This is a genomic window from Rikenella microfusus DSM 15922, assembly GCF_000427365.1.
Lineage (GTDB): Bacteria > Bacteroidota > Bacteroidia > Bacteroidales > Rikenellaceae > Rikenella > Rikenella microfusus.
On record NZ_KE386488.1, the window covers coordinates 324769 to 342329 of the forward strand.

General features: G+C 59.5%; 10 protein-coding genes. 5 read left to right on the forward strand and 5 right to left on the reverse strand.

Annotation, left to right across the window (positions count from 1 at the left end; genetic code table 11):
- Positions 1–382 precede the first annotated feature (382 nt).
- The gene (locus RIKMI_RS0102245; RefSeq protein WP_051214255.1) at positions 383–1099 is read right to left on the reverse strand and encodes a S24 family peptidase; all 717 of its coding nucleotides are present in this window, start codon (positions 1097–1099) and stop codon (positions 383–385) included.
- A gap of 142 nt (positions 1100–1241) precedes the next feature.
- Here RIKMI_RS0102245 and RIKMI_RS0102250 point away from each other — a divergent pair, with 142 nt between their 5' ends.
- From RIKMI_RS0102250 to secA, 3 genes are all read left to right on the forward strand, one after another.
- Positions 1242–1643, forward strand: a complete 402-nt coding sequence (locus RIKMI_RS0102250; protein WP_027290296.1) for a hypothetical protein — start codon at positions 1242–1244, stop codon at positions 1641–1643.
- A gap of 39 nt (positions 1644–1682) precedes the next feature.
- Positions 1683–3167: a sulfatase family protein gene (locus RIKMI_RS12735; protein ID WP_037291366.1), complete on the forward strand. Its 1485-nt coding sequence runs from the start codon at positions 1683–1685 to the stop codon at positions 3165–3167.
- A gap of 1777 nt (positions 3168–4944) precedes the next feature.
- Positions 4945–8292: a preprotein translocase subunit SecA gene (gene secA / locus RIKMI_RS0102265; protein WP_027290297.1), complete on the forward strand. Its 3348-nt coding sequence runs from the start codon at positions 4945–4947 to the stop codon at positions 8290–8292.
- 405 nt (positions 8293–8697) lie between these two features.
- On the opposite strand, the gene RIKMI_RS0102270 is transcribed toward secA, so the two are convergent.
- The 4 genes from RIKMI_RS0102270 to lysS all read right to left on the reverse strand — a co-directional run bounded on the left by RIKMI_RS0102270 (position 8698) and on the right by lysS (position 13778).
- Positions 8698–9027 carry an acyl-CoA carboxylase biotin carboxyl carrier protein subunit gene (locus RIKMI_RS0102270; RefSeq protein WP_051214257.1) on the reverse strand — a complete coding sequence of 110 codons (330 nt, stop codon included), beginning with the start codon at positions 9025–9027 and terminating at the stop codon, positions 8698–8700.
- A 23-nt stretch (positions 9028–9050) separates the two neighbouring features.
- The gene (locus tag RIKMI_RS0102275) at positions 9051–10598 is read right to left on the reverse strand and encodes an acyl-CoA carboxylase subunit beta (protein ID WP_027290299.1); all 1548 of its coding nucleotides are present in this window, start codon (positions 10596–10598) and stop codon (positions 9051–9053) included.
- Positions 10599–10646: 48 nt separating this feature from the next.
- Entirely contained in the window at positions 10647–11582 is a 936-nt protein-coding gene (gene ispE / locus RIKMI_RS0102280) for a 4-(cytidine 5'-diphospho)-2-C-methyl-D-erythritol kinase (protein ID WP_027290300.1), read from the reverse strand.
- A gap of 474 nt (positions 11583–12056) precedes the next feature.
- Entirely contained in the window at positions 12057–13778 is a 1722-nt protein-coding gene (lysS, locus tag RIKMI_RS0102285) for a lysine--tRNA ligase (protein WP_027290301.1), read from the reverse strand.
- A 681-nt stretch (positions 13779–14459) separates the two neighbouring features.
- Between lysS and RIKMI_RS12745 the strand changes: the two genes are divergently transcribed.
- On the forward strand, positions 14460–15596 hold the full coding sequence (locus RIKMI_RS12745) for an MraY family glycosyltransferase (RefSeq protein WP_084135149.1): 1137 nt from the start codon (positions 14460–14462) through the stop codon (positions 15594–15596).
- 574 nt (positions 15597–16170) lie between these two features.
- The gene (gene galE / locus RIKMI_RS0102300) at positions 16171–17208 is read left to right on the forward strand and encodes a UDP-glucose 4-epimerase GalE (protein ID WP_027290303.1); all 1038 of its coding nucleotides are present in this window, start codon (positions 16171–16173) and stop codon (positions 17206–17208) included.
- Positions 17209–17561: the final 353 nt, after the last annotated feature.

The following is a 17561-nucleotide window of genomic DNA, read 5'->3' on the forward strand; positions in this document are numbered from 1 at the left end:
AATCTGTTTCGGCACTCGAACCGGGGCTTTTCTCCGCTTAAGGGAGCTCGGGCCGAAATGCGCTGAGAATCAAGTGTGCATATAAGATAGGGTAAAGTCGTATATGGTTACCTTCTGTTTTTCGCTTCGTACCGTTGGCCTTTTTCCGCCGGGCGGAATCGACCGGAGGTCTGTCGGAAAATCGGCATATTTGCAGGCGGTTCTCTAAAGATAAGTAACGATGGTGTGAAAAACAATATTTTTCGACTATTTTATAGTATATGTCGTGTTCGGATAAAACGGATGACGCAACCGGCGTGGAAACATATCGGGATCAGCCGAAAATATAAGAGGAACGGCCCGCGGACGGGTCGTTCCTCTTTCGGTTTGGCGGCGGAGGGCGTCAGCCCATCGTGTTGAACCGGATGGAAGCTTTGACCAGCGCCAGCGCCCGGATCGCCGCGACCGGGATCTCTTTCGGCGCATGGTGGGGATTGTGGCTCACGAGCAGCACCCGGTCGGGGTGTTCCTCCACCTTCTTGATGAATTTGACCGTGATGTACTCTTCGCCTTCGTAGCTGAACGAAATGAGGTACATCTCGCCCCAGATGATATTGTAATAGTCCTGGATCTGTTTGTACATCACGATGTCGCCCGATTTGAGCAGCGGGTACATCGAATCGCCCCGCACGTAAACGGCTCCGTCGCAGCGGGGCAGGTCGGGGATCGAGATATAGTCGATCGGGGCGTTCCGGTTGGTGAAGATCGGTACCAGGCCGGCTACGGCTTCGAAGTCGTAGAGCGGTACTTCCTGCCGTTGGAGGCGGCGGCCGTCGCTGCGGCCCGAGGCCGGGTCGAACACCGACAGGCGGCGGCCCGTCGCGGCGCGGAGCATCTCGCCTTCGCCGCTGCGGAGCCACCCCTTGTCGATCTCCGGAAAGGCCATGACGATCCGGTCGGCGAGTTTGTCGGAAATCCCGTTCCGGCCGCGCAGGATGTGGTAGATCGTGTCGGGGTAGTTCAACCCGATGCGCAGGGCGAAGTTCTTGCCGTTCAGCCGGGTGTATTCGAGCAGGGTCCGGATGCGTTGTGCGTCGGTCATCGTGCGGATTTTGTGCATTGCCTTGGCATGAATGTTTTGCCGAGGCGGCGGTTGTAATACAATATGTATTAAATTTGTAAAAATTATAATTACAAAGGTATTATAAATTATGGTAAATCAAAATCCGAATTTGGCCGTGTTTTGTGCGGCGGCGGTTTGTATGTCTTGTTTTTCCTGCACGCGGACGGTGTACGAACCGGCGGTCAGGTCCGAAAAAATCGTGGATACGCTGGTGCGGCCCGTCGCGGACAGCGCGGTGCTGCGGGCCTTGTTCGAGTGCGATTCGCTGGGCAACGTGCGGCTGGCGGAGCTGCACGACGCCAAAGGCCGGATGGCCGAAATGGAGACGCAGCTCAGGGACGGCGAGTTGAAGGTGGTTACCCGGTGGCGGACGAAATACGTGGATCGTGTCCGCGAAGTGCACGATACCGCGACGGTGGTAGAGGTACGCGAGGTGACGAAGGTCGTCAGGCACGTGCCGAAGTTTTTCTGGTGGTGTTTCGGGATCGCGGCAGCGGCAGTTTGTTGGGCAGGATGGAAACTGTGGCGGAAATTTTTGTAACTTTCGCCGGACTAACACCCGAACTCAAGCGATTTTTCGATGGATAAGAAAACTTTACTTACCCTGTCGGTCCTGGCGTCGGTCGGCGCGGGGGCTTCGGCGCAGCAGCGCATGAACGTGCTGTTCATCCTCACGGATGATTTCCAGAACAATGCCATACATGCCCTCGGACGCGAAGACGTGCGCACGCCGAATATCGACTATATCTACAGCCAGGGAACGGCTTTTACGAATTGTTATACGAACGGGGCGATCGGCGGGGCGCTGTCGATGCCCAGCCGCGCGATGATCATGACCGGGCGCGGGATGTTCGAGATCGCGCAGGACGGATGGGTGATCTCGCCGCGCCACACGATGCTGCCGGAACAGCTTCGGGGGCTGGGCTATCGCACGTTCGAGACGGGCAAGTGGCATTCGGATTTCGAGTCGTTCAACCGGGCGTTCTCGGAGGCCGAAAACATCTATTTCGGAGGGATGCACCCCTATGAGGACGGGGGCCATGCGACGCCGCGCCTGATGCACTACGATCCGAAAGGGGATTACAAGAATCAGCAACCGTTCGTCGGCGACAAGTTCTCGTCGGAGATGTATGCCGACGCGGCGGTCGATTTCCTGAAACGGTCGGCGGGCGATACGACGCCGTTCTTCGCTTACGTGGCGTTCACTTCGCCCCACGACCCGCGCAACCGGCATCCGTGGTACGGCACGCCGTACGATCCGGATACGCTGGCCCTGCCGGTCAATTACCGTCCGAGGCATGCGTTCGACAACGGCGAGATGCGGGTAAGGGACGAGGTGGTGGTGCCTGCGCCGCGTTCGAAGGAGACGGTGCGCAAGGAACTGGCGGACTATTATGGAATGATCAGCGAGGTGGATACGCAGATCGGCCGGGTGATCGAGGCCCTGCGCGAGAGCGGGAAGCTGGACAATACGATCGTGGTGTTCGCAGGGGACAACGGGCTGGCGATGGGGCAGCACGGGCTGATGGGCAAACAGAGCCTGTACGACCACAGCATCAAGGTGCCGCTGGCGGTCTGGGCGCCGGGCGTCCCGAAGGGGGAGCGCAACGAGGGATTGTGTTATCTGTATGACATCAATCCGACGCTGTCGGAGTTGCTGGGTATCGCTCCGGCGGAGTCGGTGACGGGCCGTTCGCTCGCGCGGGCGCTGCGCCGGGGGGCGAAGGGCAAAACGCAGCGCGACCGCCTCTGGCTGGCTTATTCGAGCATCCACCGGGCGTTGGTGATGGACGGTATGAAGTATATCGTCTATAATGTGGGGGGTAGGATTACGGAGCAACTGTTCGACCTGGAGAATGATCCGTGGGAGATGACGAATCTGCTGGCGGGCACGCCGTCGAAAAGGTCACTGAAGCTGGCCGAAAGGTTTCGCGCGGCGCTCCGCGAGGAGATGAAAAAGGGGAACGATTTCTGCGATCTGGACCGCCCGCAGGGGGACCATTGGTCGTGGTGGGACAAGAATGAAAAGATCTCCTGGACGGACGGGGTCAATCTGATCAAATGATTCCGCTTGCGGCAGCCTTGATGCCGTTTGTAATCGGTTTTGCTTCCGGAGCGGGGTTTCACGCGTGACCCGGCGCGGAGTCGGGTCACGGTTTTCCCGCACAGCGTTGCGGGGCTGTTCGGGAAAATCCTTGTCCGGATTCCGGATCAAGTCGTATTTCGATGATATAGTTACCTATTTGGATATACGGACAGGGGCGGCGGCTGTTTCCCTCTACCCGGCACAGGCGGTGCCGCCGGACATTCGAGCCGGGCGGCGGGCTTATCCGGTTGTCGCGGGCGACAGTTCTATATAAGAAATCGTACGGTTTAATACCATAATATCGGCTTTGCGCCCACCCCCGAAGCGGCGTAGCCGCTTGGGCGCGAAAGCCGGCGATTCTTTCGAATCGCATTAACAAAAATCGTACGGTTTAAAAACTACTCCCGACTTCTTACTTTGGTATCGAAATACGAGTAGAGACTGCTGCTCCGGGAATGTGCGATTTCCCGGTCCGACGGGAGTCGGGAGCGGGGAATCGCATTCCCGGCGACTTCTTTGTCTCCTTTTTTGGTCGCGCAACCGACGCAGCAGCCGAGCGCCATCGAACTTATTCGTATGGCCGAGGCGCCAGGAGGAACCGAGCAGCGTACCGAGGCCAAAGGCCGTTTACGGACTATGGCGAGGCAGCCGCCGGCAAACCGTAGGTAAAAAAGTAAGTGCCCTGCCCGCATAAGGCGTCCGGAGAAACCGGTGCCCTTGCGACACGAATGGGCCAAGAAAAATAAATGCCCGTCGGCGAAAGACAGTACAATTAAACCGTACTGTTTTTCGCCCACAGGTATATAATTAAACCCGCAGGTCGGACGCCCGGGAGGGGGCACAACATTCGGCGGCGCAGAGCGACGTGTTGCGGGCCCCTGTGGAGAGGCGTCCGGCCCGCCCGCTAATACGGAAACCTGACTGAAAACCGTAGGGGTATGCGATAGGGCGAATATCGCGACCTTCAGGTCGCGCGGGCCGCAGCCTCCCGCAGCGGAGGCGCCCGCTCACTCGCACAGCTCGTTCCCGTGCTCCGCAGGCTGCGACCCCAGACAAATAACCGTACGATTAATTATCCGCGTAGCGGTCAGCCCGGAGCCACCCCCGGCGAAGGGCTGCAACCTACGGTTTGGCCCTCGCTGGCTCCGGGCGACAACATATAAATTTAGGTAAGTATATACGACTTTACCCTATATTATGTGCCCGCTTAATTCTCAGTATATTTCGGCCCGCGCCCACCCCTTTAAGCAGAGAAAAGCCCCGATCCCCTGTGCCGAGCGGCACCGCAGGGCCGGTTAGGGAGATCATTTCCCGATTCCGGGTAAAGTCGTATATACTTACCTCAATTTAACCGTACGGTTAAGCTGTCACTCTTTCAGCTTCGGGGGGTGGGCGCAAAAGCCGGCGATTCTGAAGAATCGCATCAACAAAAATCCTACGATTTCTTGCATGGGGGCTCCACCGTCCTCCGCCGTCTCACCCCGCGGAGGCGTGGTACCGTTCGGTATCCGGGCCGTAACTCTCCGCCTCCCGCAGGCCGCGGCCTTATACGAGAAACCCCGCTATTCATGCAGGAAGCGGCTCTTCCGGCATTTCCCGGACGTTTTCCGCACACTCCGGACGCAACTTTCCCGCCCCGAAAGCATTTCAAATCGCGGAAATATCGCTATCTTTGGTACTTTCAAACGGGCATCGCCCCTGAAGGGAAATGGAATTCCCTGTGAAACAGCTAATTAAAACGAGACAACCCTAAGATATGAGTGTAACAGCAAGCCTGCTGAAGATGTTTTTCGGAAGCAAGGCCGACAAAGACCGTAAGGCCATCCAGCCGATTGTGGACAAGATCCTGGCCGTTTATCCCGAAATCGAACGGCTTACCGACGACGAGCTGCGCGCCCGCGTGACCGAATTCAGGGAGCTGATCCGCCAACGCCTCAAAGAAGACGAAGACCGCATCGTCGAACTGAAAGCCAAGCTCGAAGAAGCCGACGTGGAAATCGACGAAAAAGAGCGCATCGCCACCGAAATCGACCGCCTCAAAAAGCACGTGAACGAAACCGTCGAGACCGTACTGAACGAAATCCTGCCCGAGGTCTTCGCCATCGTTAAAGACACCGCGCGGCGTTTCGCCCAAAACGAGACCATCACGGTGACCGCCACCGACGCCGACCGCGAGTTGGCCGCCGAAGGCAAGGACTTCGTCACGATCGACGGCGACAAAGCCCTCTACCGGAACCATTGGACAGCCGGCGGAAACGAAATCACGTGGGACATGATCCATTACGACGTGCAGCTCTTCGGCGGCGTGGCCCTCCACCGCGGGAACGTGGCCGAAATGGCCACCGGCGAAGGGAAAACCCTCGTGGCCACCCTGCCCGTGTTCCTGAACGCCCTGGCAGGCAAAGGCGTCCATGTGGTGACCGTGAACGACTACCTCGCCCGGCGCGACTCCGAATGGATGGGACCCATCTACCAGTTCCACGGCCTGACCGTAGATTGCATCGACAAGCACCAGCCCAACTCCGACGAACGCCGCCGCGCTTACAACTGCGACATCACCTTCGGTACCAACAACGAATTCGGTTTCGACTACCTGCGCGACAACATGGCCATCGAACCCGGCGACCTGGTACAGCGTCCGCACCACTACGCCATCGTCGACGAGGTGGACTCCGTGCTGATCGACGACGCGCGCACCCCCCTGATCATCTCCGGCCCCGTGCCCCGCGGCGAAGACCAGCTCTTCGAAGAGTACCGCGGCCAGGTCGAATCGCTCTACGGTCTGCAACGCAACCTCTGCACCTCGCTGCTGGCCGAAGCCCGCAAAGTGATCGCCGAAGGCGACGACTCCAAAGGCGGCAAACTGCTGCTGGCCGTCCACAAAGGGCTGCCCAAATACAAGCCGCTTATCAAATTTCTCTCCGAACCCGGCATGAAAGCCCTGATGCAGAAGACCGAAAACTTCTACATGCAGGACAACAGCAAACGCATGCACGAGGTGACCGACGACCTCTACTTCATCATCGACGAAAAGCTCCACTCGGTGGAACTCACCGACAAGGGTCACGACGCCCTGGCCGGAAACATCAACGACAAGCGGTTCTTCATCCTGCCCGACATCGGCAGCGAAATCGCCACCCTCGAAAAGAGCGACCTGACCGTCGAAGAGCGCCTCGCCGCCAAGGACAAGCTGCTGAACGAGTACGCCCTCAAGTCCGAACGCGTACACACCGTGCACCAGCTGCTGAAAGCCTACGCCCTGTTCGAGAAAGACACCGAATACGTGGTGATGGACAACAAGGTGAAGATCGTGGACGAACAGACCGGCCGTATCCTCGACGGACGCCGCTACTCCGACGGGCTGCACCAGGCCATCGAAGCCAAAGAGCGGGTGAAGGTAGAGGCCGCGACCCAGACTTTCGCCACCATCACGCTCCAGAACTATTTCCGCATGTACCACAAGCTGGCCGGGATGACCGGTACGGCCGAAACCGAAGCCTCCGAGCTGTGGAACATCTACAAGCTGGACGTGATCGTGATCCCCACGAACCGTCCCGTGATCCGCAAGGACTACCAGGACCTGATCTACAAGACCAAACGCGAGAAATACGCCGCCGTGATCGACGAAATCGTCCGGCTCGTCGAAGCCGGACGTCCGGTGCTGGTCGGCACCACGTCGGTCGAAATCTCCGAACTGCTCTCGAAGATGCTCAAACTGCGTGGAATCAGGCATAACGTGCTGAATGCCAAACAGCACCAGTTGGAGGCCCAGATCGTCGCGGAAGCCGGCCGGCCGGGACAGGTGACCATCGCCACCAACATGGCGGGCCGCGGTACCGACATCAAGCTGACTCCGGAAGTCCGCGAAGCGGGCGGTCTGGCCATTATCGGTACCGAACGTCACGAGTCGCGGCGTGTGGACCGCCAACTGCGCGGCCGCGCCGGACGTCAGGGCGACCCCGGTTCGAGCCAGTTCTTCGTCTCGCTCGAAGACGACCTGATGCGCCTGTTCGGATCGGAACGCATTGCGCGGCTGATGGACTCGATGGGCCTCAAGGAGGGCGAGGTGATCCAGGCCGGTATGATGAGCCGCGCTATCGAACGCGCTCAGCGCAAGGTCGAGGAGAACAACTTCGGCATCCGCAAACGGCTGCTCGAATACGACGACGTGATGAACTCGCAGCGCGAAGTGATCTACACGCGGCGCCACAACGCAGTCTTCGGCGAACGCATCGAGGTGGACGTCAATAACATGATGACCGATTTCGCGGAAACTTTCGTCGAAAATTACCGAGGCCTGCCTTTCGACGAGTTTAAGGTGGAGCTGATCCGTCAGATTTCGATCGAGCCGTCGTTTACCGAGGAGGAGTACAACGACCTGAAAGACCCGCAGCTGGCCGAGTTGCTTTTAGGCGACATGCGCAGCGCGCTCAAGCGGCGTGCGAGCCAGATCGCCCAGCAGGCTTATCCGGTGCTGGAGGCCATATACCGCGAGCAGGGCGACCGTTTCGAGAATATCTCGGTGCCGCTGACCGACGGCAAGCGGGGGCTGAACGTGCCGGTGAATTTCAAACGGGCGGTCGAGTCGAAAGGAATGGAGATTCACAAGGCATTCAGCCGCGTGATGATGCTCATCACGATCGACGACGACTGGAAAGAACACCTGCGCGACATGGACGACCTGAAACAGTCGGTGCAGAATGCGGCTTACGAACAGAAAGACCCGTTGCTGATCTATAAGTTCGAGTCGTTCGAGCTGTTCCGCAAGATGATCGAAAAGATCAACCGCGAGGTGCTGTCGATGCTGCTGAAGGTTTACCTGCCGGTGGCTCCGGCGGATGCTCCGCAGCAGGGGCAGCCCGTGCCGCAGCCCCAGCAGGCGCAGCCGCAACAGGCGATTCCGGCGCGGAACCGTCCGGATATGAGCCGGATGCAGACGTCGCGCAACGAAGGCCCGGTTCCGCCTGTGGCTGCGGGCGGCGGTTCGGCCTCTTCGACGAGCGCCAAACCGGCTCCGGCCCATGCGGAGAAACGGGTAGGCCGCAACGACCCGTGTCCGTGCGGCTCCGGTAAAAAGTACAAGAACTGCCACGGGGCAGCCTGAGTTTCCGGCTCGTAACAGCGTTGTCCCCACAGAAAAGCGGTCCCCTTCCGGCTTACGAGTCGGAAGGGGACCGCTTCTTTACCGGGGAAGGCGGACGTTTATGTCTTAGTGCGAGGCGTTTATGCTGCAATGTGGGGTATTCATAACTGCTGCAGGGCGAAGCTGCGGCCCGTACGACCTGAAGGTCGCGCGTGCTCGCGGTGGAACGAGCGATATTGCTGAAATGAGCTTTGTTCCGCCCTTCCCGCAGGCTATGATCCGCCTGCTGCCGCGGTGCCTCTTCGAACCCGTTTTCTGCTTCGCGTGCCGGTTGCCGACGGGCAACCGATATATGTTTCGGGGCCTCTTTCCATCGCGGAAAGAGGCCCCGAATGCATGGCCGGCCATGCCGGAAAGAAAACGCTGCTATTCGAATTCGAGCAGCAGTACGCCTTTGGGCACCACGTCGCCCTCGGTGACATGGACTTTCGCCACGCGCCCGGCAATGGGCGAACGATAAGTGTTGTGCATCTTCATCGCTTTGAAAGTCAGTAGCACGTCTCCCTCTTTCACCGAGTCGCCGGGTTTCACATCAACGGTGGTAATGGTGCCGGGGATGAACGAGAATACCTGTCGCGGGTCCTTGGCGTGCCACGGAGTGCGGTTCCGGTATTTGGCGGTCAGGGTGGTCTTATAGGTGCCGTGCTTGGTCGCTAAGGTCTCCAGCTCCGGCGCCGCCTCTTTCTTTGTACTCATAGTGTCTTCTCTTTATGAATCGATTAAAACGGCGGGATCCCGTGTTTCTTTTCGGGACGGAGCACCGTTTTGTGCTGCGCCACCTGGAGCGCGTGGATCAGGCATTTGCGCGTTTCGGTCGGTTCGATCACCGCGTCGATATAACCTTTGGCCGCCGCCACGTACGGATTGGCGAACTTGTCCTTGTACTCCTGAATTTTGGTCTGGCGCATCGCCTCCGGGTTTTCCGCCTCCATGATCTCCTTGCGGAAGATCACGTTCGCAGCGCCCTCCGGCCCCATCACCGCGATTTCGGCCTGCGGCCATGCAAAAACGAAATCCGCCCGCAGGTGGCGCGAATTCATCGCGATATAGCCGCCGCCGTACGCCTTGCGCAGGATGACCGTAATCTTCGGCACCGTAGCCTCCGAATAGGCGTAGAGCAGCTTCGCCCCGTGGCGGATGACCCCCGCGTGCTCCTGGTCCACGCCCGGCAGGTAGCCCGGCAGGTCCTCGATGGTGACGATCGGCACGTTGAACGCGTCGCAGAAGCGGATGAAGCGGGCCGCCTTGTCCGACGAATCGCAATCCAGCACCCCCGCCATCACCAGCGGCTGGTTGGCCACGAAACCCACCGTTTCGCCGTTCACGCGGCCGAAGCCTACCACGATGTTGGCCGCGAACAGCTCCATTACCTCCACGAACTCGCTGCCGTCCGTTACCGAACGGATGATGTCCCGCACGTCGTACGGCTGAGCCGGGTCGGCCGGCACGATTTTACCGATGTTGTATTTCTTGGTCAGCGGTTCCTCCGGATTGGTGCGTTCGGCCGGCTGCGTATTGTTTTGCGGGATGGTCGAGATCAGCTGGCGGATCTGGCGGAAGCATTCCTCTTCGGTTTCGGCGAAGAAGTGGGCGTTGCCCGTCTGTTCGCAGTGCACGCGCGCGCCGCCCAGCTCTTCCATCGAGATCTCCTCGCCCAGCACCGTCTTGATGACCTCCGGCCCGGTGATGAACATTTTGGAAATCTTGTCCACCACGAACACGAAGTCGGTCAGCGCCGGCGAATAGACCGCCCCGCCCGCGCACGGGCCGAGGATCACCGAAATCTGGGGAATCACCCCGCTCGAAAGCGTGTTGCGGAAGAAAATCTCGCCGTATCCGGCCAGGGCGTTCACCCCCTCCTGGATACGCGCCCCGCCGGAGTCGTTGATGCCGATCAGCGGCATGCGCATGTTCAGGGCGTAGTCCATGATCTTGGCGATCTTGCGGGCATGCATCAGCCCCAGCGAACCGCCCGCCACGGTGAAGTCCTGCGCGAAGACGGCCACCGGATTGCCGCAGATCGAACCCGTGCCGATGATGACCCCGTCGCCCGGCAGCTCTTTGTTTTGCATGCCGAACTCGGTGCCGGAGTGTTCCACGAAGATGTCATATTCATAGAAAGAGTCCGCATCCAGCAGCGCGATGATACGTTCGCGCGCGGTCATTTTGCCCATCGCTTTCTGTTTTTCGATGGCTTTCATACCGCCGCCGTTGTAGACTTTCTCCCTCCTCTGTTTGAGGTCGAGGATTTTCTTATCTACTGCCATAGGTAGGTTTTTGGTTAAATGATTCAGGCAAATATAACATTTTCCGCTTTACAACCGCTCGATATGTGTGAAAAATTTCACACTCAACCCTTCCGCTGCGGGTTTTTCGCGGAACAGGCCGAAGAGGGTGGAACCGGAGCCGGACAGGGCGGCATAGGCCGCGCCGAGGCGGTAAAGGTCGGCTTCGATTTCGCCCAGCAGGGGCAGTTTCCCGAAGAGCGGCGCTTCGAAGTCATTGACGAGCCGTCCGCGCCACGCTTCGACGGGCAGGCGCAGTATTTCGGGCAGGGGTCTCCGGGGGGAGCGGGGAGTCACCAGGGAGTAGGCCTCGGCGGTGGAGACTCCGACGTCGGGTTTGACCAGCAGCAGCCACCATCCGGCAAGGTCCGGTACGGGACAGGGGGCGAGCCGTTCGCCGCGGCCGGTGCCGAGCATCGGTTCGTCGTGGAGAAAAAAGACGGTGTCGCTGCCCAGCCGGGCGGCATAGGGGACGAGTCCTTCGGTCGTCAGGCCGAGGGCGAGCAGGTCGTTCAGCCCTTTCAGCACGGCGGTGGCATCGGCCGATCCGCCGCCGAGTCCGGCGCCGAAGGGGATCCGTTTGTGCAGGTGGAGGCGCAACCCGCGGGCTTTTTCGAATGGTTCCGGAAAGGCTTCGCGCAACAGGCGGCACGCCCGGACGCACAGGTTCTTTTCGGGGGGGCAATCGACAGTCAATCCGGTGGAGGTAAAGGTTATTCCGTCGTCGGTTTCCCTCTCGCCGGTTTTTCCGGGGATGGTTTCCGGATGGTTTCCGGGTGTTTTGCCGGGGCGGTTATCGGAATCGTGGCCGTTGTCGGGGCCATTGTCGGGGCCGGCGAGTATTTCGACGGCGTCGCACAAGCCGCGCACGGGATAGAACAGGGTCTCGATGTCGTGGTAGCCGTCGGGCCGCCGGGCGAGGATATGCAGGCCGAGGTTGATTTTGCAATGCGGGAAAAGGATCATGATGCTGTTTTTGTCGTGTCTCGGGGGCCGGAAACAGCCGGCAGGGAAAGCGGCGGAACTGAGGACTAAAGTTACGAATAATTCTACGATTTTAATTTAGGATTCCGCGTTAGCGGGCAGGCCGGAGCCACCCCGGGCGGCGGCCTGCAACTGCGCGGTGCTTGTTGCGGCTCCGCTGGCTCCGGCCTTGAATCTGCAAATTAAACGTACGGTTTATTTCAATGTTCTCCCTTAGTCAGGCCGGAGCCACCCCGGGCGAAGGGCTGCAACCTGCGGTTTTGCCCTCGCTGGCTCCGGGCGGCAACATATATTAATTGTAGATTTAAAAAGTACTCCCGGCTTCTTACTTGGTGTCGAAATACGGGTAGAGGCCGCCGACCCGGGGGGATCCGGTGGAACATGGATACAGACAGGCGCCCCGGAATTGAAGTTCCGGGGCGCCTGTCGTCCGTCATGCAGGGCACACGTCGGTTCTTACTGCGCCGCCTCGATCCAGCCCTTCACCTCGTCCGCCGACGGGTTTTTGAGGCCCCGCTTGTTCTTCTTGTTGAAACCGCACAGGTCGTTGAACAGCTTGCCCGGGGCCAGGCCGCCCAGCGAAGCCGCCGTCACGTACCCCATTTTCTGCAACACGGCGACCCATTCGGCCGGGACGCCCAGCGCCGCGTATACCTCCGGCTCGTCGCGCACGACCTTCTTTTCGGGCCGCATCTGCGGGAAAAACAGCACGTCCTGAATCGACGCCTGGTCGGTCATGAACATCGTCAGGCGGTCGATGCCGATCCCCATGCCCGAACAGGTCGGCATGCCGTATTCCAGCGCCCGCACGAAATCCATGTCGATGAACATCGCCTCGTCGTCGCCCTTTTCCGAGAGTCGCAGCTGGTCCTGGAACCGTTCCAGCTGGTCCACCGGGTCGTTCAGTTCCGAATAGGCGTTGCACAGCTCCTTGCCGTTCACGAACAGTTCGAAACGTTCCGTGAGGTCGGGATTGTCGCGGTGGCGTTTGCACAGCGGCGACATCTCGATCGGGTAATCGGTGATGAAGGTGGGCTGGATGAGGTCTTCCTCGCATTTTTCGCCGAAAATGGCGTCGATCAGCTTGCCTTTGCCCATCGTGGCGTCGGTCTCGATACCCATCTCGCGGCAGGCCGTCCGCAGCTCCTCTTCGCTCTTGCCGGTGATGTCGAATCCGGTTTTTTCGCGGATCGCGTCGGTCATCGAGAGGCGGCGGAACGGCGCCCGGAAGTCGATCTCGCGATCGCCGATGCGCACCGTCGTGCTCCCGTCGTGCAGTTCGCGGGCCACGGTTTCGATCATCTGTTCGGTGAACTCCATCATCCACCGGTAGTCTTTGTAGGCGACGTAGATCTCCATCACGGTGAACTCCGGATTATGGGTGCGGTCCATCCCTTCGTTACGGAAGTCCTTGGCGAACTCGTACACGCCGTCGAAACCGCCCACGATGAGCCGTTTGAGGTACAGCTCGTTGGCGATGCGCAGGTACAGCGGGATGTCGAGCGTGTTGTGGTGGGTGATGAAGGGCCGCGCCGCCGCGCCGCCGGGGATGGGTTGCAGGATGGGGGTTTCGACCTCCACGTAGCCGCGTTCGTCGAAGAAGCGGCGCATGGTGGCGATGATTTTCGACCGTTTGAGGAAAACTTCCCTTACCTGAGGGTTTACGATCAGATCGACGTAGCGCATGCGGTAGCGCTGTTCGGGGTCGCTGAAGGCGTCGAACACCTGCCCGTCTTTCTCCTTGACGATGGGCAGCGGCCGCAGCGATTTGCTCAGCACGGTCAGTTCGCGGCAGTGCACCGACAGCTCGCCCATGTTGGTGATGAAGGCGAACCCTTTGATTCCAACGATGTCGCCGATGTCGAGCAGTTTTTTAAAAACGGTATTGTACATTTCCACACCGATGTCGTCGCGCTTGATATAGACCTGTATGCGGCCGGTGTGGTCCTGTAGTTCGAAGAAGGCCGCGCTGCCCATGATGCGGCGGCTCATGATGCGTCCGGCGATGGCCGCATCCTGGAAATTCGGAGCTTCGGGGGTGAAGCCCTGCCGTATCTCCGCCGCGGTCGCGGTGACTTTGTATTCGGCCGCGGGATAGGGATCGATACCCATTTCGCGCAGCTTGTTCATCGATTCGCGCCGCAGGATCTCCTGCTCGCTCAGTTCCGTGATTTCCATATATGTCGTATGTGCTCTGTTTGTCGTCGTTTTTATCGGGTAGGGCCCGATATTTCCGGTTCGTCCGTCCGGCCGGAACTATGAATGTTTTCCTGTTTGCCGCCCGCCGGTACGGAAATCGGTTTTTAACCGTACAAATAACCATACGGTTCAATGGCCGGGACATGCTTTGCGACCTTTAGGTCGCGCGGGCCGCAGCCTCCCGCAGCGGAGGCCCGCTTCACTCGCAAAGCTCGTTCCCGTTCCCCGCAGGCTGCGACCCCAAACAAATAACCGTATGGTTATTTGTTTGATTAAACTGTTTCACTCCTTCGGCTTTGCGCCCACCCCCCGAAGCGGCGTAGCCGCTTCGGCGCAAAAGCCGGCGATTCGGAAGAATCGCAATGTTAAAAACGTAGGGTTAATTGTCCGCGTAGCGATCAGGCCGGAGCCACCCCCGGCGTAAGCCTGCAACTGCGCTGCGCTTGTTGCAGCTCCGCTGGCTCCGGCCATAAAATTAACGTAGGGTTAAATACGCCCCGTTTCCCGACGAAGCGCGGAACCTCCGCGCTTCCGGGCTCCTCTCGCACCGCCGAAAACCACCATGCAAAGATAATCAAAAAGGACGGACCGTAAAACGAGTTGGACGGCTCCGGATATATACCTATATTTGTCAGTGCTAACACCACCGAGCATTATTGTATGATGTACGTGCTATTCGTGATATTGACGTTTGCTATTTCGGCGGCCATCGGATGGTTCGTCATTCCCCGTATCGTCATTATCGCCAAGATGAAACGCCTGTTCGACGAACACAACTCGCGGAAAGTCCACAAAGGCGCCGTCCCGCGCCTGGGCGGGTTGTCGTTCTTTCCGGCGGCCCTGTTCTCGTTCGCTTTCGTGCTGGGGCTGAGGTATTATTACGGATACGACATCGCGCTCGACCTGCAGATCGAACTGCTGACCGAATTCCTGTTCGTGATGGCCGGGATGCTGATCCTCTACTTCGTAGGGATGGCCGACGACCTGATCGGCGTGGGGTACCGCAACAAATTCGTGGTGCAGATATTCGCGGCGGCCTGTCTGGTGCTGGCCGGCGTGACGGTATTCGACCTTCAGGGGCTGTTGGGCGTGCACCGGCTGCCTTTCGCGCTGGACGCGCTGCTCACCATTATCGTCGTGGTACTGACAGTCAATGCCTTCAACCTGATCGACGGCGTGGACGGCCTCTGCTCGGGGCTGGGAACCATTATACTGACCTCGCTGGGCATTCTTTTCATCTATTACCAACTGTTCGTGTACGCCATGTTCGCCTTCGGCATGGTGGGAGTGCTGATCGCCTTCTTCCAGTACAACGTGCTGGGGACGCGGCTCAAAGTCTTCATGGGCGACACGGGATCGCTGACGCTGGGCTACATGATCGTCTTCCTGAGCCTGAAGTTCATGAACCTCGAAAACACGACATTCATCACCTTAGGCATCCGTTCGACGATGGCGATCGTGGCGGGACTGTTGTTCGTACCGGTGTTCGATACCTGTCGGGTATTCGTGAGCCGCATTTCGCGCGGCAAGTCGCCGTTCTATCCGGACAAGAACCATGTGCACCACAAATTGCTCCAACTGAACCGGACGCACCTTCAGAGCACGGGTATCCTCCTGCTGATGGAGATCGGTTTCATTCTGCTGAATTTTTCTCTGGCGGAATTCGCCGGACTGGGAATCAATTGGGTGCTGCTGACGGACATCGCGCTGGGCATCGGGGTGAACGTAACGCTGAACCGGCTGATCGGCCGTTACGGACGGGAACTGGGCGAACACGAAGTGATGCAGAAACCGTAATTTCGGGCGGGGCGGTTTTATTGCGGCTTGCATAGCCGCACGGGTCGGACGTTTCCGGCGGCGGAACGCGTAAGCGCGGAGCCGCAATAGGATGCGGGGCGAGTGGCTGAGATTCCGCGGCAGCGGGCAGGCCGTACCCCTCCGGGCGAAAAGAGTAATTACAGCCCGGGGTGTTCGACGGTATCACCGGGCTTCCCGTTAGGGCGATGCAAACTCTCGTTCGGAGTGCCCCGCGGCAGCGGGCGGGCCGAGGTGCCGAGCGGCACCCGCTCCGAAAGTTTGCAATACCTTGAAAGGGCGAAGGAGCGTAATAGGATGCGGAGCGGGCTGCCGGGATTCCGCGACAGCGGGCGGGCCGCAGCCTCCGGCGGCGGAGGCCCGCAACTCGCAAGACTCGTTTCGGCTCCGCAGGCTGCGGCCCGAAAAGGATATTGCCCCTCCCTGCGGAGTATCCAAAGAGACCGCCGGCTGCGGCCCGAAAAGGATAATGACACCCGGAGTGTCGGAAAATACCGCCGGCTCCGGCCGAAAAGCGCCCTCGGGGCGGAAAGTATGAATCAACAATACTAACGATATGTCATCCAACAAGAACAAGACCGTGCTCGTAGCCGGCGGAGCCGGGTACATCGGCACCCACACCGCCGTCGAACTCATCAACGCCGGTTACGACGTCGTCATCGCCGACAACCTTTCTAACTCCGACCTCTCCGCCGTGAAAGGCGTCGAACAGATCGTCGGCCGCCCCGTACCTTTCGTACAGGTGGACTGCTGCGACATCGACGCCCTGCGCCGGGAAGTATTCGCCCGGTACGCGTTCGACTCCGTGATTCACTTCGCCGCCTACAAAGCCGTCGGCGAATCGGTGGCCGAGCCGCTCAAATATTTCCGCAACAACCTCGACTCGCTGCTGTGCGTGCTGAGCCTGATGAAAGAATTCGACGTGCCGAACATCGTCTTCTCGTCGTCGGCGACCGTCTACGGCCAGCCCGAAACGCTGCCCGCCACCGAACAGACCCCGCGCCAGCGTGCCAACTCGCCCTACGGCCTGACCAAGCAGATGAGCGAAGACATCATCCAGGACACCGTGGCGGCCATACCTTTCCTGAAAGCCATCGCCCTTCGTTATTTCAACCCCATCGGGGCGCACCCCTCGGCCCTGATCGGCGAGCTGCCCAAAGGCGTGCCGGCCAACCTGGTGCCGTTCATCACCCAGACCGCCGCCGGTATCCGCAAAGAGTTGTCGGTATTCGGCGACGACTACGATACCCCCGACGGATCGTGCCTGCGGGACTACATCGACGTGGTCGATCTGGCGCGGGCGCACGTGGTGGCCGTGGACCGCATGGTACAGGGGCGTTCGACGGAACGCTACGAAATTTTCAACATCGGTACGGGCAAACCGGTGTCGGTGCTCGAACTGGTGCGGCTGTTCGAACAGGTGAACGGCGTGCCGGTGCCGCACAAGATCGCCCCGCGGCGTCCGGGCGACGTGGAAAAGATATGGGCTTCGACCGATCTGGCGAACTCGGAACTGGGCTGGCGGGCCGAACGCGATCTGGGGGATACCCTGCGCGCGGCGTGGGCCTGGGAAAAACATATCCGGGGATTATAGCCCGGACGCGGGCGGTTCCGACGACGGGACGGCCGTCCTGTCTGAAAAAACAGAGGCCGGCCTTCGCAAGCCGGCCTTTTCCGTACGACGAAATACGGAGACCGCTCTCTCCCGGCTGCCGGAACCATGCGACAAGTGCGGATTTTTTCGTATTAATCCGGTAACTATATACGATTTGGCGACTATATACAACCTTGCACAAGTTTCCCGACAACCCTGTTTCGGCTCGGCGCCGGACGGCACGAGGCGGTGCAAACCCGGGCAAAAGACCCGGAGGGTCCGGCGCGAGCCGAAAAATTACCATAGTGTAAAATAGTATATAATTACCTGCGATTTTACCCTGTGCGATATGC

What these genes read in the sequence shown, in the direction of transcription:
- RIKMI_RS12745 (WP_084135149.1), top strand. Translation starts at nt 14,460, where the DNA reads ATGATGTACGTGCTATTCGTGATATTGACGTTTGCTATTTCGGCGGCC.
- RIKMI_RS0102270 (WP_051214257.1), bottom strand. Translation starts at nt 9,027, where the DNA reads ATGAGTACAAAGAAAGAGGCGGCGCCGGAGCTGGAGACCTTAGCGACC.
- RIKMI_RS12735 (WP_037291366.1), top strand. Translation starts at nt 1,683, where the DNA reads ATGGATAAGAAAACTTTACTTACCCTGTCGGTCCTGGCGTCGGTCGGC.
- ispE (WP_027290300.1), bottom strand. Translation starts at nt 11,582, where the DNA reads ATGATCCTTTTCCCGCATTGCAAAATCAACCTCGGCCTGCATATCCTC.
- RIKMI_RS0102275 (WP_027290299.1), bottom strand. Translation starts at nt 10,598, where the DNA reads ATGGCAGTAGATAAGAAAATCCTCGACCTCAAACAGAGGAGGGAGAAA.
- lysS (WP_027290301.1), bottom strand. Translation starts at nt 13,778, where the DNA reads ATGGAAATCACGGAACTGAGCGAGCAGGAGATCCTGCGGCGCGAATCG.
- galE (WP_027290303.1), top strand. Translation starts at nt 16,171, where the DNA reads ATGTCATCCAACAAGAACAAGACCGTGCTCGTAGCCGGCGGAGCCGGG.
- RIKMI_RS0102250 (WP_027290296.1), top strand. Translation starts at nt 1,242, where the DNA reads ATGTCTTGTTTTTCCTGCACGCGGACGGTGTACGAACCGGCGGTCAGG.
- RIKMI_RS0102245 (WP_051214255.1), bottom strand. Translation starts at nt 1,099, where the DNA reads ATGCACAAAATCCGCACGATGACCGACGCACAACGCATCCGGACCCTG.
- secA (WP_027290297.1), top strand. Translation starts at nt 4,945, where the DNA reads ATGAGTGTAACAGCAAGCCTGCTGAAGATGTTTTTCGGAAGCAAGGCC.